We start from the raw sequence: 21,112 nt of genomic DNA, 5'->3' as shown, positions 1-21,112 counted from the left end.
GCGCGTGCTCGGGACGCCCGTGTTCAGGGCGCGCGTGTCAGGGTGCCAGTGTCAGGGTGCCGTGGTCTCCACCGCCGTGCAGCGCCATCGTCCGCGCCTGTGCTCCAGGCGGAGGGCGACGGCGTGGGCGCGTCCTGCCACGAGCACGACGGCGGACGCCTCCGCGATGGTGGGCGAGGGCCGCTGGACGCGGCTGGACAGCACCTGCGGCGGGACGATCCGCCGCCCGCCCGGAACGGCCCGGCGATGCGGCGCCAGGCCGCGGCACACCGCCGGCGCCGCGACCAGGGACAGCTGGTGCGGCGGGCGCGTCCCGGCCAGCACCTCGACGACGATCCGCAGCGTCGCGTCCGCGACGGCCCGGACCTCCCCGTCCACCCCGTCGCCGGGCCGCACCACCCGCAGCCTTCCGGGCGACACCCCGTTCCGATTTCCTGCGGCGCCCCGCCGCGCAGCCTCACGAACGCCGGCGTCCTGGGGCAAAGTGCCGCCCGGTGGCGCCGCCGTCCTGTGCCCTGCGGACGGCATTACCGCTGCTTGTCGGGCGGGCGCCTGGAGTGGCGCGGCCTTGACGGGGCTGAGCGCCAGCGCGCCGTCCGTCCGCTGCGATGGCACCGCGCGGTACCGGACGATGCGGACTGCGGAGCGCTTGACCGGCCGTCGACCCATGGGAACCTCCCGACTCGTTTTCGAACAGGAGTCGCGGGGCCGCGAATAAATACATCCCTGGCCACGTGCGGCCACTTTCCATGGACCCGACCGTCTTTTCGGTGCGGGGTGGGTGCTGGAAAGCGGACGGCGGCGGGACGCCGGGTGGGCGTCCCGCCGCCGTGCGCGGGGTGAGGGAAGGTCAGGTCGTGGTGGGCGAGTCGGCGGGTTCGGCGGCCGGCTTGCGGCGGCGGGACTTCTTCTCCCCGCCGGCCAGTTCCGGGTTGGAGCCCGGGTCGGCGGCGACCGACTCCACGTCCTCCGGTTCCCGGCCCGGGGTCGCGAAGTCGAACTTCACGATCAGGAACTTGAAGAGGAAGTAGTAGATGACGAAGTAGAGGATCCCCATGCCGATGATGAGCGGCAGGCCCTTGGTGTTGTCCTTCGACGCGTTGAGCAGCATGTCGATGCCGCCCGCCGAGAAACCGAAGCCGAGCTGGGCGCCGGCCGCGTTGAGGATCGCCATCGAGATGCCGGTGAGGACGACGTGCACCGCGTACAGGACGGGCGCGACGAACATGAACGCGAACTCGATCGGCTCGGTGACGCCGGTGACGAACGCGGTCAGCGCGGCGGAGATCATGATGCCGCCGACCGCGGAGCGGCGGTGCGGGGGAGCGGCGCGCCAGATCGCGAGGGCCGCGCCGGGCAGGCCGAACATCAGCACGGGGAAGAACCCGGCCAGGAAGCCGCCCGAGTGCGGGTCGCCGGCGAGGTAGCGGTTGATCTCGCCGTGCACGACGCCGTCCGGGCCGTTGTAGGAGCCGAACACGAACCAGATGAGCGAGTTCGGGATGTGGTGCAGGCCGAAGGGCAGCAGCAGCCGGTTGACGACGCCGTAGATGCCGGCGCCCGCGGCGCCCGCGCCGGTGATCCAGTCGCCGAAGTCGGTCAGCCAGCCGCCGAACACCGGCCAGATGAAGCCGATCAGCACGCCGAGCACCAGCGCGGCGAGCGCGGTGACGATCGGGACGAACCGGCGGCCGCCGAAGAACGCCAGGTAGGTGGGCAGCTTGACGCGGTGGAAGCGCTGGTAGAGCAGTGCGGCGACGACGCCGATGAGGATGCCGCCGAGCACGTCCGTCGGGTTCTTCAGCCCGAACTCGATGGTCTCCTTGAGGGAGCCGTCGTCCTGGTGGACCATCTGGACGACCGAGCCCTTGAGGTCGTCGCTGTGCGAGAACATGATCTTGGTGACGTGGTCGAAGACCAGGTACCCGACCACGGCGGCGAGCGCGGTGGAGCCGTCGGACTTCTTGGCGAAGCCGATCGCGACGCCGACCGCGAACAGCAGCGGGAGGTTGTCGAACAGGGCCTGGCCGGCGCCGCCGACGACCTCGGCGACGCGGATCCAGCCGAGGCCGTCCTGGCCGAGCATGTCCGGCTGGCCGAAGCGCAGCAGCAGGGCCGCGGCGGGCAGCACGGCGATCGGCAGCATGAGGCTGCGGCCGATCCGCTGCAGCACCGCGAGGGCGCGCGACCCCCGCCGCGGCGCGGCGTCCACGGTGGTCGAAGTCATCGGGAGGTCCCTCCTCAGGGGGTGTGTCAGGAGTGCGGCGGGGGATTTCCGAGTGCGGTGTGGATCTGGTAGCGGTCGGCCCGGTAGGTCGACACGCCCAGTTCGGCGCAGACGCCTCCGGTGTAGGAGCGGCGCTGCAGGAGCAGCACGGCGCTGCCCTTGGGGATCTGGAGGTGCCGGGCGTCGGCCGTGTCCGCCAGGCTGGCGTCGATGGTCTGGTCGCCGGCGTCGAAGACCAGCCCGTAGACCGCTTCGAGCACGCCGTACAGGGAGCGGTCGGCGAGCCGGCGGTCCAGCAGGTCGGGCGCGAGCGAGGCAAGGATATGCGCGCGTTCGAGTGCCATGGGTTCGCCGTCGGCGGTGCGCAGCCGTTCGATGACGTGGATCTGCGTGCCGGGCTCGACCTCGAAGACGCGGGCGAGCCGGGCGTCCGCGGGGACGGTGCGGCGGTCCAGGTCGACGGCGCCGGGCCGCAGCCCCCGGGCGAGCATGTCCTCGGTGAACGAGACGAGCCGCAGCGGCATCTCGATCTTGGGGCGGGCGACGAAGGTGCCCTTGCCCGGGACCCGGTACAGCCGCCCCTCCGACACGAGGTGGTCGACGCCCTGGCGGACGGTCATGCGGGACAGCCCGTACCGCACGCACAGCTCGCGCTCCGAGGGGATCGGGGCGTCGACGGGCAGCTCGGCGCTCTCGATGAGGTCGAGCAGGATGGCGCGCAGCTGGAAGTACTTGGGTACGGGGCTGTGCGGATCGATGGTCGTCACTGGGGGTGTCCTCGATGGCCTCTGCGGCCGTATCGACGGGGATTGACAGTATTGGTGGGGTGACGTGTGAATCGACGTGTTCGTACTGGTCTAGGCCGGACTAGACCACATGATAGAAAGTCGTGTCAATGCACGAAACCGTAACGGCCGGGTCACCCGCCGGCGGCCGCAAGATCAGGTGAACGTGCAGGTCAGGGCTCATGTGGCGGGCTCCGGCGGAGCGTCCGGCCGGCTCTCGGGCGGCGCCTCCCCGGCCGGCTCGCGGCCCGGCGTGGCCAGCCCGAACTTCTTGATCACGAAGCTGAAGACCAGGTAGTAGACGAAGAAGTAGACCACGCCGAGCCCGACCACGTACCACAGATGGCGGGTGTTGCTCTTGGTCGCGTTGAGCAGCAGGTCGATCAGCCCGGCGGAGAAGCTGAACCCGAGCTGCGCGTGCGCCGCCGCGAGCAGGTACATCGAGACGCCGGTCAGCACGACGTGGATCCCGTAGAGCAGCGGCGCGACGAACATGAACGAGAACTCGATCGGCTCGGTCACCCCGCAGACGAACGCGGTCAGCGCCGCGGAGACCATCAGGCCGCCGACGGCGCCGCGCCGGTCCGGCTCGGCGCACCGCCAGATCGCCAGGGCGGCGCCCGGCAGCCCGAACATCAGCACGGGGAAGAACCCGGCGAGGAACGTCCCGGCGTGCGGGTCGCCCGCGAGGTACCGGTTGATCTCGCCGTGCACGACGCCGTCCGGGCCCTGGTACGACCCGAACACGAACCAGATCAGCGAGTTGAGGATGTGGTGCAGGCCGAACGGCAGCAGCAGCCGGTTCGCCACCCCGTACACGCCGGCGCCGGCCGCGCCCGCGCCGGTGATCCAGTCGCCGAAGTCGTTGATCCAGCCGCCGAGCGTCGGCCAGACGAGCCCGACGACGACGCCGAGGACGAGCGCGGCGGCGGCGCTGACGATCGGGACGAACCGGCGGCCGCCGAAGAACGCCAGCCAGGACGGCAGCTTGATCCGGTAGAAGCGCTGGTAGAGCAGCGCGACCATGAGCCCGACCGCGATCCCGCCGATGACCTGCGTCGGGTTGGTGAGCCCGTAGCCGATCGTCTCCTTGAGCGAGCCGTCCTCCTGCCGGACGAGCTGGACGACGCTGTCCTTCAGCGCCGAGCTGTGCGCGAACATCGTCTTGGAGACGCGGTCGAAGACGAGGTAGGCGGCGACGGCGGCGAGCGCGGTGGAGCCGTCGGACTTCTTGGCGAACCCGATGGCGACGCCGACCGCGAACAGCAGGGCGAGGTTGTCCAGCAGCGCGCCGCCGGCCGCGGCGAACACCTCGGCGACCCGGTCCCAGCCGAGGCCGTCCGCGCCGAGCAGGTCGGGCTGGCCGAGCCGCAGCAGGATCCCGGCGGCGGGCAGCACGGCGATCGGCAGCATGAGGCTGCGGCCGATCCGCTGCAGCACCGCGAACGCCGACGACCAGGCGTCCCGCACCGATCCCGGATGAGTTCGGGCCGACATCTTTAGCTCCATCCGATTCGTGGAGTATGGTGCGTACTGGTCTAGTCCGGACTAGACCAGTACGCCGCGCAGGCGGCGGCCGGTCGCATCACGGAGAGTGCACCCCCATGGCATCACTGCTGATCACCGCGGAGCGCGTGATCATGACCCCCGCGGACGGTCCTACCCGCGTCGTCTCCCCGGGATTCGTCCGCGTCGAGGACGGTGTCATCACCGCGGCCGGCGAGGGCGCGCCGCCCGGCGCCGACGTGCACCTCCCGGACGGGCTGCTCGCCCCCGGCCTGGTCGACCTCCAGGTCAACGGGTTCTTCGGCCACGACATGGCGGACGCCGGCGAGGCCGGGTGGCGCGAGGTCGTCACGCGCCTGCCCGAGACCGGCGTGACCTCGTTCCTGCCGACCTTCATCACCGCGCCCGTCGAGACGCACGCCGAGGCGCTGCGCCGCACCCGCGACCTGCTGCCCGGGCTGCCGCCCGGCACCCGCGTGCTCGGCGTCCACCTGGAGGGGCCGTTCCTCTCCGAGAAGCGCAAGGGCGCGCACAACGCCGCACACCTCACCGACCCGACGCCCGAAGCGGTCGAGACGCTCCTGGAGACCGGGCTCGTCAAGCTCGTCACCCTCGCGCCCGAGCGGAACGGCGCGCTGGAGGCGATCCGCCGCCTCACCGAGGCCGGGGTGCTCGTCAGCGTCGGGCACAGCGACGCGACCGCCGCGCAGACCGCCGCCGCGGCCGACGCCGGCGCCCGCAAGGTCACCCACATCTTCAACGCGCAGAGCGGCGTCCACCACCGCGAACCCGGCGTCGCCGTCCAGGCGCTCATCGACGACCGGCTGCACCCCGGCCTCATCCTCGACCTGCACCACGTCGGGCCCGAGGTCGCGCGGCTGGTGTTCCGCGCCGCCGCCGGACGCGTCGTGCTCGTCACCGACGCCGCGTCCGCCGCCGGGATGCCGCCCGGCACCTACGAGCTGGGCGGGGAGCCGATCACCATGCCCGAGCAGGGCCCGCCGCTGCGCGCCGACGGCACCATCGCCGGATCCGGCCTGCGGCTGGACGAGGCGGTCGGCAACGCGATCGGCCTCGGCGTCGACCCGGCCGCGGCGGTGGACGCCGCGACCCGCGTCCCGGCCGACCTGATCGGCCGCCACGACCTCGGCCGCATCGCGCCCGGTGCCGCCGCCGACCTCGTCTGGCTCGGGCCGGACCATCGGGCGCGTACGACCTGGATCAACGGGCAGGAACTCTCCGGAGGGGGATCATGACCAGTCAGATGCGCGCCGAGATCGGTGAGCAGCCGGACGCGCTGCGCCGGACGATCGACGCGCTGCTGCCGCGCACGCCCGACATCGGGGCGCTGGCCCGGGAGACGCGGCAGGTGCTGTTCATCGCGCGCGGCTCCTCCGACAACGCCGCCGTGTACGGCCGCTACCTGGTGGAGTCGCACGCCGGGCGGCTGGCCACCCTCGCGGCCCCGTCCATCGCGACGACCTACAAGCGGCGCCTCGACCTGTCCGGCGTGCTGGCGGTGGCGATCAGCCAGTCCGGCAAGACCGAGGAGATCGTCGAGACCCTCGACTGGGCGAAGGACTGCGGCGCCCGCACCGTGGCCGTCACCAACGGCGCCGGGTCGCCGCTGGCGGAGGCCGCCGAGGTCGCGCTGGTCACCGACGCCGGCGAGGAGATCGCCGTCCCGGCCACCAAGACCTACACCACCCAGCTCGCCGCGCTGTCGGTGCTCGGCCTCGGGCTCGGCGCCGACGTCGCGGCCGACGACCTGCGCCGCGTGCCCGACGAGGTCGCGCGGATGATCGCGGAGACCGAGGCGTCCCCGGCGCTGCCCGAGATCGTCGAGGAGCTCGCGCAGGTCCCCGGCACGGTCGTGTCCGGGCGCGGCATCGCGTTCGGCACCGCGCTGGAGCTCGCCCTCAAGATCAAGGAGGCGTGCTACCTGCACGCCATGGGCCTGTCCTACGCCGACCTGCTGCACGGCCCGATCGCCGTGGTCGACGCGCAGACCCCCGCGCTGCTGGTCGCGGCCGACTCCGGCCCGACGCTGCCCGGCACCGTCGCGCTGGCCCGCCGCGTGCGGAGCGCTGGCGCGAAGGCGTTCGGCGTCGGCGGCGGCGACGGCCTGGCGAAGGCCTGCACCGCCGCGCTGCCCGGCCCCGGCCTGCCCGAGTGGGTGGCGCCGCTGGGCCTCATCGTGCCCGGCCAGATCATGGTCGAGAACCTGGCCCGCCGGCTCGGGATCGATCCCGACGTCCCGCGCGGCCTCAACAAGGTCACCCAGACGGACTGACCGGACGTCCCGAGAGAAGAGAACGACATGGACAAGGCCGAGGCGATCGTCGCCGCCCTGGGCGGCGCCGACAACATCGTGGACATCGAGCCCTGCGCCACCCGGCTGCGCACGGAGGTCTCCGACGGCGGCAAGGTCGACGAGGCGGCGCTGAAGAGGGCGGGCGCGTTCGGCGTCATGCGCAGCGGCACCGTCGTGCAGGTCGTCGTGGGCCCGGAGGCCGACACCATCGCCAGCGACATCGAGGACCTCCTCGACTGACCCGAAGGAAACCCCCGCTCATGACCCGAGTACTGTCCCCGGTGGCCGGCCGGGTGGTCGGCCTCGCCGGTGTCCCGGACCCGGTGTTCGCCCAGGCCATGGTCGGCCCGGGCACCGCCGTCGATCCCGAGCGCGGCCCCGGCCACGCCATCGCCCCCGTCACCGGCAAGATCGTCAAGCTGCACCCGCACGCCTACGTGGTGGTGGACGAGGAGGAGCACGGCGTCCTCGTGCACCTCGGCATCGACACCGTGAAGCTGAAGGGCCAGGGCTTCGAGCTGCTGGTCGCCGAGGGCGACCAGGTCACCGCCGGCCAGCGCGTCGTCGCCTGGGACCCGGCGGTCATCGAGGCCGGCGGCCGCTCGCCCATCTGCGCCGTGGTGGCGCTGGACGCCGGCGCCGACGCGCTGTCGGCGGTCGTGGAGGCGGGCGAGGTCGTCAAGGGGGCCGAGCTGTTCACATGGAGCTGACCGGATGGCGCTGATCGGCCTGCGCGCGGCGGTGTTCGACCTCGACGGCACGCTGATGGACACCGAGCCGCGCAACCGGGTGATGTGGGGGCGGCTGTTCGAGGCGCACGGCGTGCCGCACGACGACGCGCTGATCGCGTCGTTCGCGGGGCGCCGCGGCATCGAGGTGCTGGAGGACCTGGCGCACCTGTTCCCCGGCCGGACCGCCGAGGAGCTGTTCGAGCAGGCGGTGTCGTACGAGACCGCGGCCGGCGTCCCGGAGGACGTCCCCGTCGCCGGGGCCGTCGAGCTGGTGCGGTCGCTGGCGGACGCCGGCGTGCCGCTGGCCGTCGTCACGTCCGGGCAGCGGCCGTACGCCGAGCGGCTGCTGGACGCGCTGGGCGTCCGCGACCTGTTGGACATCGTCGTCACCGCCGGCGACGTCGTCACCGGCAAGCCGCATCCGGAGGGGTACCTGGCCGCCGCGCGCGACCTGGACGTCCCGCCGGGGGAGGCGGTCGGGTTCGAGGACGCGCCCGCGGGCGTCGCGGCCGTGAAGGCGGCCGGGATGACCTGCGTCGGCGTCGCCACCACCCAGCCGGTGGCGGCGCTCACCGCCGCCGACCACGTGGTCGCGGATCTGAAGGAAGTCATTGTCGAGCCGGGCCCCGCGCTGCGGGTGCGCGGCGGGCTGTAGGGAGATGGTCGTGAGCGAGCGCAACGTCAAGATCGAGTCCAGGGTGGGGCTGCACGCGCGGCCGGCCGCGCTGTTCGTCCAGACCGCGGCCAAGGCGCCGATGGACGTGACCGTGGCCAAGCGCGGGGGCTCGCCCGTGAACGCCAAGAGCATCCTCGCGGTGCTCGGCCTGGACGCCCGGCACGGCGAGGAGGTCGTGCTGTCCGCCGACGGCGACGGCGCCGACGAGCTGCTGGACAGCCTGGAGGCGCTGCTGTCCACGCCGGAGCCGGAAGGTGCCTGAGGTCCTGGCCGGCGCGGGCGTCAGCCCCGGCGTGGGCGCCGGCCCGGTGCGCCGCATCGCCGGCGACATCCCGGAGCCGGAGGCCGGTTCCCGGCACGGCGGTGACGCGGCGGCCGAGCGCGACGGCGCGCTCGCCGCGCTCGAAGCCGTCGCCGCCGACCTGGAGGAGCGCGGCGCGCGCGCGGCGGCCGCCGGCAACACCGACGGCCGGGACGTGCTGAACGCGCAGGCGCTGATGGCCCGCGACCCGGGCCTCGCCGACGGCGTCGCCGCCAAGATCGGCGAGGGCACCGGCGCGGCCCGCGCCGTGTTCGAGGCGTTCGGGGTGTACCGGGAGATGCTCGCCGGGGCGGGGGAGTACATGGCCGCCCGGGTCAGCGACCTCGACGACATCCGGGACCGCGCGATCGCCCGCCTCCTCGACCTGCCGATGCCGGGCGTGCCGGAGTCGGACGAGCCGTTCGTGCTGGTCGCGCGGGACCTCGCGCCCGCCGACACCGCCGTGCTCGACCCGGCGCAGGTCGTCGCGTTCGTCACCGAGGAGGGCGGCCCGACCAGCCACACCGCGATCCTCGCCCGCACGATGGGCGTGCCGGCCGTGGTGGCGCTGCCGGGCGCGACCGGCCTCGCCGACGGCACCCGCGTCCTCGTCGACGGGTCCGCCGGGACCGTCCGGACCGACCCGACCGACGCCGAGGTCGGCGCCGCGCTGGCCGCCGGCGCCGCCCGCGACTCCGCGCTCGCGGAGGTGTCGGGACCGGGCGCGACGAAGGACGGGCACGCCGTCCCGCTGCTGGCGAACATCGGCGGCCCGAAGGACCTGGACGCCGCGCTGGCGCACGGCGCGGAGGGCGTCGGCCTGTACCGCACGGAGTTCCTGTTCCTCGACCGCTCGGTGCCGCCGTCCGGCGACGAGCAGGAGGACGCCTACCGCAGGGTGCTGGAGGCGTTCCCGGAGGGCCGCGTGGTCGTCCGGACGCTCGACGCCGGCGCCGACAAGCCCCTCGCCTTCCTCCCGCCCCCCGGTGAGGAGCCCAACCCGGCGCTCGGCGAGCGCGGCCTGCGGATGGCGCGGCGGCACCCCGAGGTACTGGCCGCCCAGCTCGCCGCCCTCGCCCGCGCCGCCACCGGCCTCAGCGTGAAGCTGCAGGTCATGGCCCCGATGGTGACGGACGCGGCGGAGGCGGCGTTCTTCGCCGGCGCGTGCCGGGAGGCCGGCATCGAGCATCCCGGCGTCATGGTCGAGGTGCCGGCCGCCGCGCTGCGCGCCCGCGACCTGGCGCCGGAGGTCGAGTTCTTCAGCATCGGCACCAACGACCTCACCCAGTACGCGTGCGCGGCCGACCGGCAGGTCGGCGGCCTCGCGCACCTGCAGGACCCGTGGCAGCCCGCCGTGCTCGACCTGGTCGCCCCCGCGGCCGCCGCGGGCGTCCCGTGCGGGGTCTGCGGCGAGGCCGCCGGCGACCCGGCGCTCGCCTGCGTCCTGGTGGGGCTCGGCGTGACGTCGCTGTCGATGAGCGCCCCGTCCCTCCCGCTGGTCCGGGCCGCCCTCGCCCGGCACACGCTGGACGAGTGCCGCCGCGCCGCCGGAGCGGCCCGCGCCGCCCGCTCCGCGGCCGGTGCCCGCGAGGCGGCCCGCTCCCACCTCCCGGGCCTGGCGGACCTGGGCATCTGAGCACGCTCGCGGTGGGTCGTCGGGGTGGGCGGCCCGCCGCGAGCGTCCGTCACCCGGCGATGAGCCAGCGGGCCCCGGTCTTGTGGAGGGTGTACTTCGCGGCGAGGACGCCGCCGGGGCGCGCCGGGTCGCCCTTCCATTTCAGGTCGGCGAACGCGACCGTGTACTCGCCCTCGCCCGGGCCGTCCTCGCAGGTCGGGACGGTCACGCCGCGCAGCGCCGCCAGGTCGGCGGGGCGCAGCGTGCGGCGGGCGGCGGCGAGGCCCCCGGACCGGCAGCCGCCCGGACGGCCGAACGCCGCCCGGTCGTAGGCCGGTGCCAGCAGCGCGCACGCCTTGACGTTCCCGGCGGCGACGCCGCGCAGGAACCTGTAGAGGACGAGCCGCGCCGGGTAGCTGTCCTTGTCCGGGGCGGTCAGGTCGGCGAGCCGCGAGTCGCCCGGCTCGGGCGTCAGCGGCGGCAGCCCCACCTCGTCCTTCCCGCCGCAGCCGCCGAGGCCGAGGACCAGCGCGGACAGCAGGGGCAGAGCGGACAGGAGCGGACGAACGCGCACGGGGACCTCCCGGGGGTGCGAAGGCGGGCCGATCTTCCCAGCTCGCGGGCCCCCGCGTCCATCAATACGACAAGCCGTGACCAACGGGTTGCCCGCCCGCCGGCACGGGCAGCTTCCCCGCCGGCTTCACCGCGCCGGACAGGACCCGCGCCAGCGCCGCGACCGAGGTCGATCCGGAGGAGTAGGTGGCGAGGGTCGCGGCGGCGCCGGCGGCGTGGTCGAGGTCGTAGGGGCGGCCGAGCGCCGCGACGACGACCGGCTTGGACGCCAGCGCGCCGACCCGCGCGGCGGTGGCCGTGCCGGCGTTCACCGTGGTCAGGACGTGGACGTCGGCGGCGCCCGGCGCGGCCGTCGCGACGCCCTGCTCGCGCAGCGCGGCGCCGAGCGCGGCGCTGTCCGGGCCGGTGACGCTGACCTTCCTGCCCTTCAGCGGCAGCAGGCCGTGTTCGTTGCGGACGAGCGTGACGGCGTGCTCGGCGACCCGCCGGGCGGTCGCCTTCTGCTGCGGCGTGCCGATCTGGGCGGACGCCTTGGCCGGGTCGGCGGGCGGTGCCTTGAACAGCCCGCGCTTCTGCTTGAGGTCGAGGATGCGGGTGACGGACTCGTCCAGCCGCCGCTGCGTGATCTTCCCGGACTGGACGGCCTTCAGCACCGCGTTGTAGGCCTTGGACAGGCTCGGCGGCATCAGCAGCTGGTCGGCGCCCGCGTTGATCGCCCGGACGGGCACGGCCGCGTCGCCGTACTTCTCCCGGACGCCCGCCATCTGCAGCGAGTCCGTGGTGATCACGCCCTTGTAGCCGAGCTCGCCGCGCAGCAGCCCGGTCAGGACGGTCTTCGACAGCGTGGAGGGATCGCCCGACTTGTCGAGCCCCGGCACCACGATGTGCGCGGTCATGATCATGTCGACGCCGGCGTCGATCGCGGCCCGGAACGGCGGCGCGTCCAGCTTGCGCCACTGCGCCGCCGAATGCGTGATCACCGGCAGGCCGGTGTGGCTGTCGGTCGCGGTGTCGCCGTGCCCGGGGAAGTGCTTGGCGGTCGCGGCGACCCCGGTGTCCTGGTAGCCGGCGATCGCCGCGGACAGCAGCGGCGACACCCGCGCCGGGTCGGAACCGAACGAGCGCAGCCCGATCACCGGGTTGCGCGGGTTGACGTTGACGTCGGCGTCCGGCGCGTAGTCCAGGTTGATCCCGACGGCGCGCAGCTCGGTCGCGGTGACCTGCGCGGCGGCGCGCGCGTCGGCGGTGCTCTGCGTCGCGCCCAGCGCCATGTTGCCGGGGAAGCGGGTGATGAACGGCGTCCGCGACACGATGCCCTGCTCCTCGTCCACGCCGAGCAGCAGCGGCACCTTGGACGCCTTCTGCAGCGCGTTCGACTGCTCGGCGGTCCCGGCGGGCGAGCTGAAGTTCTCCGGGAAGTAGATGAACCCGCCGACGTGGTACTTGCGGACGATCGCCAGTGCGCTCGCGCGGCTGGAGAACGTCGGCACGAACAGCTGGCCGACCTTCTCCCGCAGGCTCATCTTCGCGACATATCCGGGGACCCACGCGTCCGGGGCCTTCGTCACGGGCGCCTTCCTTCCGGACGAGCCGGACGTGCCGGGTGAGCCGGGGTGCGCGGACGAGCCCGTCCCGCCGCCGTCACCGCCGCCCCCGCAGCCGGCCAGCGGCAGCACCAGCGCGACCGCCGCCGCGAGCGGCAGCCGTCCGAGCAGCGGGCGTCCGAGCAGGGGCCGGCCGGGCGCAGCGTCCCGCCGCCGGGGCCGCCGCCGGGCGGGACCGGCCGATCGCGAACGGCTATCCGCGGACATCAATGGCACGCACCTGACCAGGCCCCCCGACGTGGTCGTCTGCTCGCATCGGACGTCGCGACGTTAACCGCTCGCCGCCGCCCTGTCGACCCGCGCCGCCGGGCGGGACGCGGCCCGGGTCACCGCTGGGCGCAGACCGCCGCGTCCTCGTTGCCGGGCGTCGCGCACCACTTCTCGCGGCTCCGCGCGTCGGCGGGCGGCCCTGACGTGCCGTCCTCGCGCGGTTCGCGGGACGGCGCCGGCGTCGCGCCGGCCGAGGGCGTCCCGCGCCCGGCCTCCGGACGCCCTCCCGAGCCGCCGGAGGCGTTCTTCTTGACCGTGTCGCTCTTCTTGACCGTGTCGTCCCAGTCGGCGGCGGTTCCGCTGAACGCGGGCTCCGGGAACGGCTCGGCCGGCATGCCGCGCGTGACGTCCGCCATGAACGCGTGCCAGACCTGCGACGGGAGGTTCTCCCCGGCGACCTTCCCGGGATGTCCGGGCAACCCCTTCAGCGGCCCGGCGCCCGCCCGGGTCATCACCACCGACGCCGACAGCTGCGGGACATATCCGACGAACCAGGCCGCGTGGTTGCCGTCGGACGTGCCCGTCTTGCCCGCCACGTCGCGGTCCGCGAGCGCGGCGCGCCGCCCCGTCCCGCCGGTGACGACCGCGCGCATCGCGTACGTCGCCTGCGCCGCCTGCTCGGCGGTCAGCACGCGGCGGCCCGGACGGTCCCACGGCAGCGGCACCCGCCTGCCGTGCGCGTCGACGACCTTGGTGACCAGGTGCGGCGTCACCGCGGTGCCGCCGTTGGCGAACGCCGCGTACCCGCCCGCCTGGACGGCCGCCGAGACGTTCGCGATCCCGAGCGCGAGCCCCGCCTGCCCCTGGTAGGGCCGCAGCGCCGAATCCGGCACGCCGAACCGCCGCGCCGTCTCCGCCACGTTCGCGACCCCGGTCTTCAGCGCGGCCTTCACGAACCCGGTGTTGACCGACAGCGCCGTCGCCTTCACCAGGTCGACCGTCCCGAGCGAGCCGATCTCCGCGTCGTTGGAGACCTTGTAGCCGGGCGCGGTCATCGGCGTCACGCTGCCGTCCGGCGCGAACCGCAGCGGCGACCTGCCCGGCACCTTCGTCCGGACGCCGAACCCGCGGCGCAGCGCGGCGGCGAGCACGTACGGCTTGAACGTCGAGGCGGCCTGCGCCACCGGCTCGAACACCGAGTCGTACCGGCCGCGCCCCGGGTCGCCCGCGTAGAACGCCTTGACCGCGCCGCTCGCCGCGTCGACCGCGACGAGGCCCGTCCGCACGTCCTTCGGCCATTCCGGTTCGCGCACCTTCCGCATGGCCTGCTCCGCGTACGCCATCCACCGCCGGTCGAGCGCGGTGTAGATCCGCAGCCGGCCGTTCACGACGGCGTCCGCGGGGATGCCTGCGCTTTCCAGCTCGTCCAGGACGCGCTGCCTCGCCAGCACGTCCTGGCCGGACAGGCTGACGCCGCGCCACTCGCCGCGCGTGCGGGGGAACCGCAGCCAGCCGGCGTCCGCCCGGTTCAGTTTCCCCATCGACACCATGCCGTCGAGCACGTAGCTCCAGCGGGCCCGCAGCGCCTTCGCCGCGTCGCCGCCGCCCTGCGTCCGGAAGTATCCGGGGCGCTGGATCATCGCGGCGAGCAGCGCGCATTCGGCGACGTCCAGTTGCCAGACGTCCTTGTCGAAGTAGGCGCGCGCCGCCGCCTCCACCCCGGACGTCTGCCGCCCGAAGTAGACGGTGTTCAGGTAGAGGTCGAGGATCTCGTCCTTGGCGCGGTGCCGGTCCAGCTTCAGCGCCACGAGGATCTCCTTGACCTTGCGGCCGGCAGTCCGGTCCCGGCTGAGCCCCTTGAAGTAGTTGCGGGCCAGCTGCTGGGTGATCGTCGACCCGCCCTGCGTGTCGCCCCCGGACGCGTCCTTCAGCAGCGCGCGGAACGTCCCGGAGACCGAGACGCCCTGGTTGCGGTAGAAGCCGCGGTCCTCGGCCGCGAGCACGGCCCACCGCAGCCGGTCGGGGATCTGGCCGTGCCGGACGCTCTGCCGGTTGGCGCCCAGCCGTGCCAGCGGTGTCCGGCCGTCGGCGTAGTAGACCGTGGAGCCCTCGTCGGTGACGCCGTCCTGCGGCTGCGTCGGGACGGGCGTCCGGACGTAGGCGATCACCACGGCAGTGGCCGCCAGGACCACCAGCGCGAGGAGTGACGCCAGGGCCCAGCGCCAGCCGCGCAGGATCCGGCGGAGACGGGCCGGGCGCCGGCGTCGGGTCCGGTGGTGTCCGCCGGAGCCGCGCCGCAGCGAGCGCTGGCCGGCGCGGACCAGCCGGCGGGCGGTGCTGGACAGGCGGACGCGGGCGGCGCGGATACGGCGGCCCTCGGATGCGGGGAGCATGCGACCTCGTTCGATGTGGGATACGGAGTCGGCCGTCGTCCGGGCATCGGCCGGCGCCATGGCCCGGGCGCGCGCGAGGGCGCGCGGCGGCGGGCATGGCGCGCCAAGGCGCGCGGGATGTGCGCGGCAGGGGAGCCTGCGCGGACGACGCTGCGGATGGACGCAGCCGAATCGGTAGGAGCCACATCTGTGGCCGGTGGTCCCCCCGGTCACGGTGCCAACGGCACCGCACCGGCGGATCTTGTGCCACCGTGGTCACAGCCTAATCACGATGGACCCCGTGTCCGCAAGCGGATGGGGAATACGGTGGGGTCCATCGTGACGAGCCGGACGGCGGCGGCGCCGTCCTTTCCGGCCATTCGGCGGGGCGTCCGGCGGGGTCGGCCACCGGCGGCGCCCGCTCGGCCGGGCGGTTCAGCCGGGCAGGGGATGGCCGAGCCGGCGCAGGGCCAGCCCGGCGGCGCCGACGGCGCCGTCGCCCGCGCTGCGCGGCGCCTCGGCGAACCGGTCGCGCAACCCGGTGCGGACGGCGTCGGCGACGGGTCCCTCGCGCAGGACGGAGCCGTGCATGACGACCGGCGCGCAGGGGTCGGACAGGGCGGGGCGCACCGCGTCGACGTCGCGGAGCAGCCACTCCGCGGCCTCGTCGGTGATGCGCCGGGCCACCGGGTCTCCGGCGGCGGCCGCGGCGGCGACCACCGGGCCGAGCCTGCCCAGGGCCGCGGGAGGACGGCCGTACACCTCCTTGATGATGGCCTGGGCGAGCTGCGGGTTCGGCGCCGTGCCCGGCAGCTCCGGGTGCCCGGCCGGCCCGGTCGGCGTGCCCAGCGGTCCGGGTGGACCGGGCGCTCCGGGCGGGCCGACGCCGGGCTGCGGGCCGGGGGCCTCGGCGATCAGCACGGCGGTGCCCGTCCCGCCCGCGCCGCCCTGCGGCAGCCCCGCCGGGGACAGCGCGGCCGCCTGGGAGAGGGCGGCGGCCGGCGCGCCCGGACCGCCGGGCGGCGGGGACGCCCCCGCCATCGCCAGCGTCCGGTGCCGGGGTCTTCGCCGCGCGGAGTCGATCTCGGCCACCACGGTGGGGCCCAGCAGCGCCCGCGGGACCGAATCGGTCAGCAGCGTCGGCGAGCCGCGGCCGTCGTAGGCGGCCAGCGCCGCCCGGACCGCCTCCTTGCCGAGCCAGACCGCCGACCCCTCGTCCCCCACCAGCCAGCCGTAGCCGTCGGCGCGCTGCACGATCGCCCCGTCGCTGATGACGGCGGCGCCGGCGCCCGTGCCGGAGAACACCACGATGCCCTTGGGCTCGGTGGTGCCGGCGGCGAACGCCACGGCGATGTCGGTCACGACGGCGGGCGAGCCGCGCAACCCGACGGCCTGCCAGGCCCGGCGCGCGGCGGAGACGGCGGCGGGCCGGCCGGCCGAGCCGGCTCCGGCGATGCCGAACACGCCGGTGAGGATGTGGGTGCGGTCGAGGTCTCCGAGGGCCTCCCGCAGGGCCGTGGTCAGCGCCCCTGCGGTGTCGCCCCCGGAGTTGGGGTTGGCCCCGGGGCCGGTGCCGGAACCGGCCAGGGCGCCCCCGAGCGTCAGCACGACACAGCGGGTCTTCGTGCCACCCGCGTCTATGCCGACCACGTAAGGACCGGCCAAATGGGTCAACACAGGGCGACCGTAGCCTTTTCTACCGTTGACGTGACATCCAGCCAGTAAGAAACTTTCTTCCATGAGGAAACCCATCCGCCCCGAGCCGGGGAGCGCGGGGGAGCCCGGAGCGGCAGGAGGCGAGGCGCCGCGCAAGGACGCGACGCCGCTGAGCACCGTGGTGCGGGTCCGCTCGCTGCTGCCCTCGCTGCCCCCCGCCGAGCGACGAGTCGCCCAACGCGTCATCGACGACCCCGAAGGGGTCGCCAACTCCACCATCACCGAACTCGCCCAGACCTGTGGCACCTCCGAGACCACCGTCATCAGGTTCTGCCGCGCGATCGGGTTCCATGGTTATCCAGAGCTCCGACTGACCCTCGCCACCGAGGCGGGACGGGCCCAGAGCGCCAGCGGCGGGCGGGTCATCGGCAGCGACATCAGTCCCGACGACTCACTCGAGCAGATCGTGGAGAAGGTGACCTTCGCCGATGCCAGGGCCGTCGAGGAGACCGCCAACCAGCTCGACATCAAGATGCTGGAACAGGTCGTCGACGCCGTCGTCGCCGCCGACCGCGTCGACGTCTACGGGGTCGGCGCCAGCGCCTTCGTCGCGATGGACTTCCAGCAGAAGCTGCACCGCATCGGGCGCGTCTGCTCGGCCTGGGCCGACGCGCACATCATGCTCACCAGCGCCGCCGTGCTGGGCCCGACCAGCGTGGCGCTCGGCATCTCGCACACCGGCGCGACCGTCGAGACCATCGACGCCCTGGAGGTCGCCAAGAGCAACGGCGCCACGACCGTGGCACTGACCAACTTCCCGAAATCCCCCATAGCGGAGGTGGCCGACCTGATCCTCACGACCGCGGCGCGGGAGACGACCTTCCGCTCCGGCGCCACCGCCAGCCGGCTGGCGCAGCTCACGGTGGTCGACTGCGTCTTCGTCGGAGTGGCGCAGCGCACCTACGGGCCGACCCGCAAGGCCCTGGAAGCCACGTTCTCGGCGGTCCGCGGCCGGACCGTGCGACCCGACCGGAGGCGTCGGTGATCGATTGCGAGCTCCCGACCGAGGGCCGGAACCCCCGCACCCTCGACGTCGACACGCTGCCGACCCTGGAGGTGCTGCACCTGATCAACACCGAGGACGCCACCGTCCCGATGGTGGTGGCGGGCGTCCTGCCCGAGGTCGCCCGGCTGGTCGACCTCGCCGTCGACTCGCTGCGCGCGGGCGGCCGCGTGCACTACTTCGGCGCCGGCACGTCCGGCCGCCTCGCGGTCATCGACGCCGCGGAGCTGCCGCCGACGTTCGGCATCTGGGGGCGCGTCGTCGCGCACCACGCCGGCGGCCCCGGCGCGCTGTCCCAGGCGATCTCCGACGTCGAGGACGACATGGAGCTCGGCATGCGCGACGCCCGCGAGGTCCAGCCCGGGGACGTCGCCATCGGCATCGCCGCGAGCGGCCGCACCCCCTACGTGATCGGCGCGCTGCGCGCCGCCACCGCGATCGGCGCCCGCACCGCGCTGATCAGCTGCAACCCGCACACGCCGTACGGCGAGGAAGTGGAGGTGCACATCGGCCTGGCCACCGGACCCGAGGTGATCAGCGGGTCCACCCGGATGAAGGCGGGCACCGCGACCAAGCTGGTGCTCAACTCCTTCTCCACCACCCTGATGATCAGGATGGGGCGCACCTACTCCAACCTGATGGTCAGCGTGAACGCGCTGAACTCCAAGCTGCGCGCCCGGCTGGTGCGCATCCTCACCGAGGCCACCGGCATGGACGCCCGCACCTGCGAGAACGCGCTCAACGAGGCGGGCGGCAACACCCGCGTCGCGCTCGTCTCGCTGCTCGGCGAGGTCCCGGCGGCGCGCGCCACGGTGGTCCTCGAGGAGACCGACGGCGGCGTCAGGGAGGCGCTGCAACGCCTCAGATCAGCCTGATCCCGGCCACCCCGCCGGCCGGCTGAGCTCGGCCGGGACGGACCCTGCCGGAGCCCGGCGGCGGCCCCCGCCGGCTCGCCGGGGCAGCCGTGGTCATGCGATCGCCCCCGCACCGATCGCATGACCACGGAGGCCACGGCGTTCTTCCGGTGACGCGCGCGTCAGTGCTCGTAGCGGCGGAGCTCCTGGCGGGCGACGGTGCGCACGTGCACCTCGTCCGGGCCGTCGAAGATCCGCATCGCGCGGACCCAGGCGTACATCGCGGCCAGCGGGGTGTCGTCGGACACGCCGGCGCCGCCGTGGAGCTGGATCGCCCGGTCGAGCACCTCGTGGGTGATCCGCGGCACGACCACCTTGATCGCGGCGATCTCCGACCGGGCGCCCTTGGACCCGTGCCTGTCGATCAGCCACGCGGTCTTCAGGGTGAGCAGCCGCGCCTGCTCGATCGCCATCCGCGACTCGGCGATCTGCTGGCGCACCACGCCCTGCTTGGCGAGCGGCCCGCCGAACGCGACCCGGTCCACGGCGCGGCGGCACATCAGCTCCAGCGCCCGCTCCGCCATGCCGAGCGCGCGCATGCAGTGGTGGATGCGGCCGGGCCCGAGCCGCGCCTGCGCGATCATGAACCCGTCGCCCTCGTCCGCGATCAGGTTCGACGCCGGCACCCGGACGTCCTCGAACAGGATCTCCGAGTGGCCGTGCTGGTCCTGGTAGCCGAACACCGGAAGGTGCCGGACGACCGTCACGCCCGGGGTGTCGCGCGGTACCAGGATCTGCGACTGCTGCCGGTGCGCGGGCCCGTCCGGGTCGGTCTTGCCCATCACGATGAAGATCTTGCAGCGCTCGTCCGCCGCGCCGGTGATGAACCACTTGCGGCCGTTGACCACGTACTCGTCGCCGTCCCGGACGATCGAGGTGGTGATGTTGGTGGCGTCGGAGGAGGCGACCTCCGGCTCCGTCATCGCGAACGCGCTGCGGATCTCCCCGTCCAGCAGCGGCCTCAGCCACCGCTCCTTCTGCTCCGGGGTCCCGAACATGTGCAGGACCTCCATGTTCCCGGTGTCCGGCGCGGCGCAGTTGACCGCCTCCGGCGCCAGGTCGGGGGAACGGCCCGTCAGCTCGGCCAGCGTCGCGTACTCCAGGTTCGACAGGCCCGACACGTCCGGCAGGAACAGGTTCCACAGGCCCCGCTCGCGCGCCTCCGCCTTCAGCTCCTGGACGATCGGCGGCAGCGCGTGCGGGTCGTTCTCCGCGCGCCAGGCCGTGTACACCGGCTCCGCCGGGTACACGTGCCCGTCCATGAACTCCTGGAGTCGTTCCCGGTAGTCCAGCGCCTTCGGGCTGAGTTCGAAGTCCATGCCGGCCAGTCTGGCAGAACGGGATTCGGTCAATGCGGGCGGGATCGCCTACCATCGGCCCGTGCCCGCAGAACAGCCGAAGACCGTCAAAGCCGTCATCACCGACTGGGGCGGCGTCCTCACCTCCCCCCTGAACGACGCCGTCGGCACCTGGCTGGCCGCCGACCGCATCGACGCCGACCGCTACCGCACGGTGATGCGCGCCTGGGTGAAGCAGGCCTACGACGGCGCCGGCTCCAACCCCATCCACGGACTCGAGGACGGCTCCCTCGCTCCCGCGGAGTTCGAGCGCCTCCTGGCCGCCGAGCTGCTCACCGTCGACGGCGGCCCGGTCGCCGCCCCCGGCCTCATCTCCCGCATGTTCGGCGCGTTCGCCCCGGTCGAGCCGATGTACGAGGCGCTCCGCGCGGCCCGCGCCGCCGGGACCCGCACCGCCCTGCTCTCCAACTCCTGGGGCAACGACTACCCGCGCGACCTGTTCGCCGACCTCTTCGACGCCGTCGTCATCTCCTGCGAGGTCGGCATGCGCAAGCCGGACGAGCGGATCTTCCGGCACGCGCTCGGCCTGCTCGGCCTCGACGCCGCCGAATGCGTCTTCATCGACGACATCGAGCACAACATCCGAGCCGCCGAATCCCTCGGCATCCGCGGTATCCACCACACATCCGCCGACGCCACGATCGCCGAACTGCGCGAGCTGGGCCTCCTCCCATGACAGACTGACGAACCGTCATGCGCGTCTATCTTCCGTCCACGCTCACCCTCCTCGCCGCCGTCCACACCGCCCGCGAGGCCGGACCCGCGCCGCTCGCCGGCCACGCGGTCACGCCCGCGCTGCGCGAGTGGTACGCGGAGGGCGACCAGGAGGAGCTGGAGTACGCCGCGCTGACCGCGGCCGCCCGCGCCTCGCTGCGCCTGCTCGCCGCCGACCCGTCCGCGCCCCGCCGCCGCGTCGTGCTGGCCGCCGAGATCCCCGACCAGGCGGTCTCCTGGGCGCGCGGCGACGCGTCCATCGACGGTGACGACCGTTCCCTCGTCGAGATCACCGCGCCCGTCCCGTGGAAGCGCATCGCCTCCGGCCACGTCGACGACACCGGTGCCATCGCCGACGTCACCGCCGCCGTCGAGGCCCTCTCCGCCGCCGACGCCGGCGACGACGACGCCCTGTTCACCGTCGACGGCGCCGAAGGCCACGAACTCCTCTGGTACGCCACCCAGGAACTCCCCGACCTCCTGCCCTGACCCC

General features: G+C 74.1%; 20 protein-coding genes. 11 read left to right on the top strand and 9 right to left on the bottom strand.

All coding sequences use genetic code 11. From position 1 onward, the window contains the following. Positions 1–51 precede the first annotated feature (51 nt). The 4 genes from ACA514_RS14170 to ACA514_RS14155 form a co-directional block, all read right to left on the bottom strand. Positions 52–420, bottom strand: coding sequence for an Rv3235 family protein (locus ACA514_RS14170; RefSeq protein ID WP_375041567.1), 369 nt, complete (start codon positions 418–420; stop codon positions 52–54). Between the two features lie 430 nt (positions 421–850). Beyond that, positions 851–2,227, bottom strand: coding sequence for a PTS transporter subunit EIIC (locus ACA514_RS14165; RefSeq protein ID WP_375041566.1), 1,377 nt, complete (start codon positions 2,225–2,227; stop codon positions 851–853). Positions 2,228–2,253: 26 nt separating this feature from the next. Further along, positions 2,254–2,994: a GntR family transcriptional regulator gene (locus tag ACA514_RS14160; RefSeq protein WP_375041565.1), complete on the bottom strand. Its 741-nt coding sequence runs from the start codon at positions 2,992–2,994 to the stop codon at positions 2,254–2,256. Between the two features lie 198 nt (positions 2,995–3,192). Beyond that, positions 3,193–4,509: a PTS transporter subunit EIIC gene (locus ACA514_RS14155; RefSeq protein WP_375041564.1), complete on the bottom strand. Its 1,317-nt coding sequence runs from the start codon at positions 4,507–4,509 to the stop codon at positions 3,193–3,195. Between the two features lie 107 nt (positions 4,510–4,616). On the opposite strand from ACA514_RS14155, the gene nagA reads away from it, so the two are divergent. From nagA to ptsP, 7 genes are read left to right on the top strand one after another with little or no spacing between them, the layout of a single operon-like run. Beyond that, complete coding sequence (gene nagA, locus ACA514_RS14150) at positions 4,617–5,774, top strand: N-acetylglucosamine-6-phosphate deacetylase (protein WP_375041563.1); 1,158 nt, start codon at positions 4,617–4,619, stop codon at positions 5,772–5,774. Continuing rightward, entirely contained in the window at positions 5,771–6,811 is a 1,041-nt protein-coding gene (locus ACA514_RS14145) for an SIS domain-containing protein (RefSeq protein ID WP_375041562.1), read from the top strand. Before nagA ends, ACA514_RS14145 begins: the two co-directional genes overlap by 4 nt. Positions 6,812–6,838: 27 nt before the next feature. Beyond that, positions 6,839–7,072 carry a glucose PTS transporter subunit EIIB gene (locus ACA514_RS14140; protein ID WP_375041561.1) on the top strand — a complete coding sequence of 78 codons (234 nt, stop codon included), beginning with the start codon at positions 6,839–6,841 and terminating at the stop codon, positions 7,070–7,072. A 20-nt stretch (positions 7,073–7,092) separates the two neighbouring features. Continuing rightward, positions 7,093–7,542, top strand: coding sequence for a PTS glucose transporter subunit IIA (locus ACA514_RS14135; RefSeq protein WP_375041560.1), 450 nt, complete (start codon positions 7,093–7,095; stop codon positions 7,540–7,542). Between the two features lie 4 nt (positions 7,543–7,546). Next, the gene (locus ACA514_RS14130) at positions 7,547–8,218 is read left to right on the top strand and encodes an HAD family hydrolase (RefSeq protein ID WP_375041559.1); all 672 of its coding nucleotides are present in this window, start codon (positions 7,547–7,549) and stop codon (positions 8,216–8,218) included. 10 nt (positions 8,219–8,228) lie between these two features. Continuing rightward, positions 8,229–8,501 (top strand): HPr family phosphocarrier protein, encoded by a 273-nt coding sequence (locus tag ACA514_RS14125; RefSeq protein WP_375041558.1) that lies wholly within the window; start codon positions 8,229–8,231, stop codon positions 8,499–8,501. After that, positions 8,494–10,176: a phosphoenolpyruvate--protein phosphotransferase gene (ptsP, locus tag ACA514_RS14120; RefSeq protein ID WP_375041557.1), complete on the top strand. Its 1,683-nt coding sequence runs from the start codon at positions 8,494–8,496 to the stop codon at positions 10,174–10,176. Before ACA514_RS14125 ends, ptsP begins: the two co-directional genes overlap by 8 nt. Positions 10,177–10,225: 49 nt before the next feature. Here ptsP and ACA514_RS14115 read toward each other — a convergent pair whose 3' ends face one another. The 4 genes from ACA514_RS14115 to ACA514_RS14100 form a co-directional block, all read right to left on the bottom strand. After that, a complete protein-coding gene (locus tag ACA514_RS14115; RefSeq protein WP_375041556.1) occupies positions 10,226–10,729 on the bottom strand; it encodes a hypothetical protein in 504 nt (167 codons plus the stop codon). A 61-nt stretch (positions 10,730–10,790) separates the two neighbouring features. After that, positions 10,791–12,539 (bottom strand): glycoside hydrolase family 3 protein, encoded by a 1,749-nt coding sequence (locus tag ACA514_RS14110; protein ID WP_375041555.1) that lies wholly within the window; start codon positions 12,537–12,539, stop codon positions 10,791–10,793. A gap of 119 nt (positions 12,540–12,658) precedes the next feature. Continuing rightward, positions 12,659–14,935: a transglycosylase domain-containing protein gene (locus ACA514_RS14105; protein ID WP_375041554.1), complete on the bottom strand. Its 2,277-nt coding sequence runs from the start codon at positions 14,933–14,935 to the stop codon at positions 12,659–12,661. Between the two features lie 414 nt (positions 14,936–15,349). Next, positions 15,350–16,564 (bottom strand): N-acetylglucosamine kinase, encoded by a 1,215-nt coding sequence (locus ACA514_RS14100; protein WP_375041762.1) that lies wholly within the window; start codon positions 16,562–16,564, stop codon positions 15,350–15,352. An 88-nt stretch (positions 16,565–16,652) separates the two neighbouring features. Here ACA514_RS14100 and ACA514_RS14095 point away from each other — a divergent pair, with 88 nt between their 5' ends. Both ACA514_RS14095 and ACA514_RS14090 read left to right on the top strand, forming a co-directional pair. Beyond that, positions 16,653–17,615 carry a MurR/RpiR family transcriptional regulator gene (locus ACA514_RS14095; RefSeq protein ID WP_375041553.1) on the top strand — a complete coding sequence of 321 codons (963 nt, stop codon included), beginning with the start codon at positions 16,653–16,655 and terminating at the stop codon, positions 17,613–17,615. Beyond that, entirely contained in the window at positions 17,612–18,508 is an 897-nt protein-coding gene (locus ACA514_RS14090) for an N-acetylmuramic acid 6-phosphate etherase (RefSeq protein ID WP_375041552.1), read from the top strand. The genes ACA514_RS14095 and ACA514_RS14090 overlap by 4 nt, the downstream gene beginning before the upstream one ends. A 161-nt stretch (positions 18,509–18,669) precedes the next feature. Here ACA514_RS14090 and ACA514_RS14085 read toward each other — a convergent pair whose 3' ends face one another. After that, positions 18,670–19,866, bottom strand: a complete 1,197-nt coding sequence (locus tag ACA514_RS14085; RefSeq protein WP_375041551.1) for an acyl-CoA dehydrogenase family protein — start codon at positions 19,864–19,866, stop codon at positions 18,670–18,672. Between the two features lie 61 nt (positions 19,867–19,927). On the opposite strand from ACA514_RS14085, the gene ACA514_RS14080 reads away from it, so the two are divergent. Both ACA514_RS14080 and ACA514_RS14075 read left to right on the top strand, forming a co-directional pair. After that, complete coding sequence (locus tag ACA514_RS14080) at positions 19,928–20,581, top strand: HAD family hydrolase (protein ID WP_375041550.1); 654 nt, start codon at positions 19,928–19,930, stop codon at positions 20,579–20,581. Between the two features lie 17 nt (positions 20,582–20,598). Beyond that, on the top strand, positions 20,599–21,108 hold the full coding sequence (locus tag ACA514_RS14075) for a hypothetical protein (protein WP_375041549.1): 510 nt from the start codon (positions 20,599–20,601) through the stop codon (positions 21,106–21,108). The last annotated feature ends 4 nt before the right edge of the window (positions 21,109–21,112 follow it).

The organism is Actinomadura sp. NTSP31, assembly GCF_041951385.1.
GTDB lineage: Bacteria > Actinomycetota > Actinomycetes > Streptosporangiales > Streptosporangiaceae > Spirillospora > Spirillospora napierensis.
Note: the sequence above shows the minus strand (reverse complement) of the source record. Positions and strands in the feature narration are given on the sequence as shown.

Excerpts from the sequence above, each read along its gene's own strand:
- ACA514_RS14110 (WP_375041555.1), bottom strand. The coding sequence starts at position 12,539 with ATGTCCGCGGATAGCCGTTCGCGATCGGCCGGTCCCGCCCGGCGGCGG.
- ACA514_RS14105 (WP_375041554.1), bottom strand. The coding sequence starts at position 14,935 with ATGCTCCCCGCATCCGAGGGCCGCCGTATCCGCGCCGCCCGCGTCCGC.
- nagA (WP_375041563.1), top strand. The coding sequence starts at position 4,617 with ATGGCATCACTGCTGATCACCGCGGAGCGCGTGATCATGACCCCCGCG.
- ACA514_RS14140 (WP_375041561.1), top strand. The coding sequence starts at position 6,839 with ATGGACAAGGCCGAGGCGATCGTCGCCGCCCTGGGCGGCGCCGACAAC.
- ACA514_RS14095 (WP_375041553.1), top strand. The coding sequence starts at position 16,653 with ATGAGGAAACCCATCCGCCCCGAGCCGGGGAGCGCGGGGGAGCCCGGA.
- ACA514_RS14155 (WP_375041564.1), bottom strand. The coding sequence starts at position 4,509 with ATGTCGGCCCGAACTCATCCGGGATCGGTGCGGGACGCCTGGTCGTCG.
- ACA514_RS14165 (WP_375041566.1), bottom strand. The coding sequence starts at position 2,227 with ATGACTTCGACCACCGTGGACGCCGCGCCGCGGCGGGGGTCGCGCGCC.
- ACA514_RS14135 (WP_375041560.1), top strand. The coding sequence starts at position 7,093 with ATGACCCGAGTACTGTCCCCGGTGGCCGGCCGGGTGGTCGGCCTCGCC.
- ACA514_RS14145 (WP_375041562.1), top strand. The coding sequence starts at position 5,771 with ATGACCAGTCAGATGCGCGCCGAGATCGGTGAGCAGCCGGACGCGCTG.
- ACA514_RS14130 (WP_375041559.1), top strand. The coding sequence starts at position 7,547 with ATGGCGCTGATCGGCCTGCGCGCGGCGGTGTTCGACCTCGACGGCACG.
- ACA514_RS14085 (WP_375041551.1), bottom strand. The coding sequence starts at position 19,866 with ATGGACTTCGAACTCAGCCCGAAGGCGCTGGACTACCGGGAACGACTC.
- ACA514_RS14075 (WP_375041549.1), top strand. The coding sequence starts at position 20,599 with ATGCGCGTCTATCTTCCGTCCACGCTCACCCTCCTCGCCGCCGTCCAC.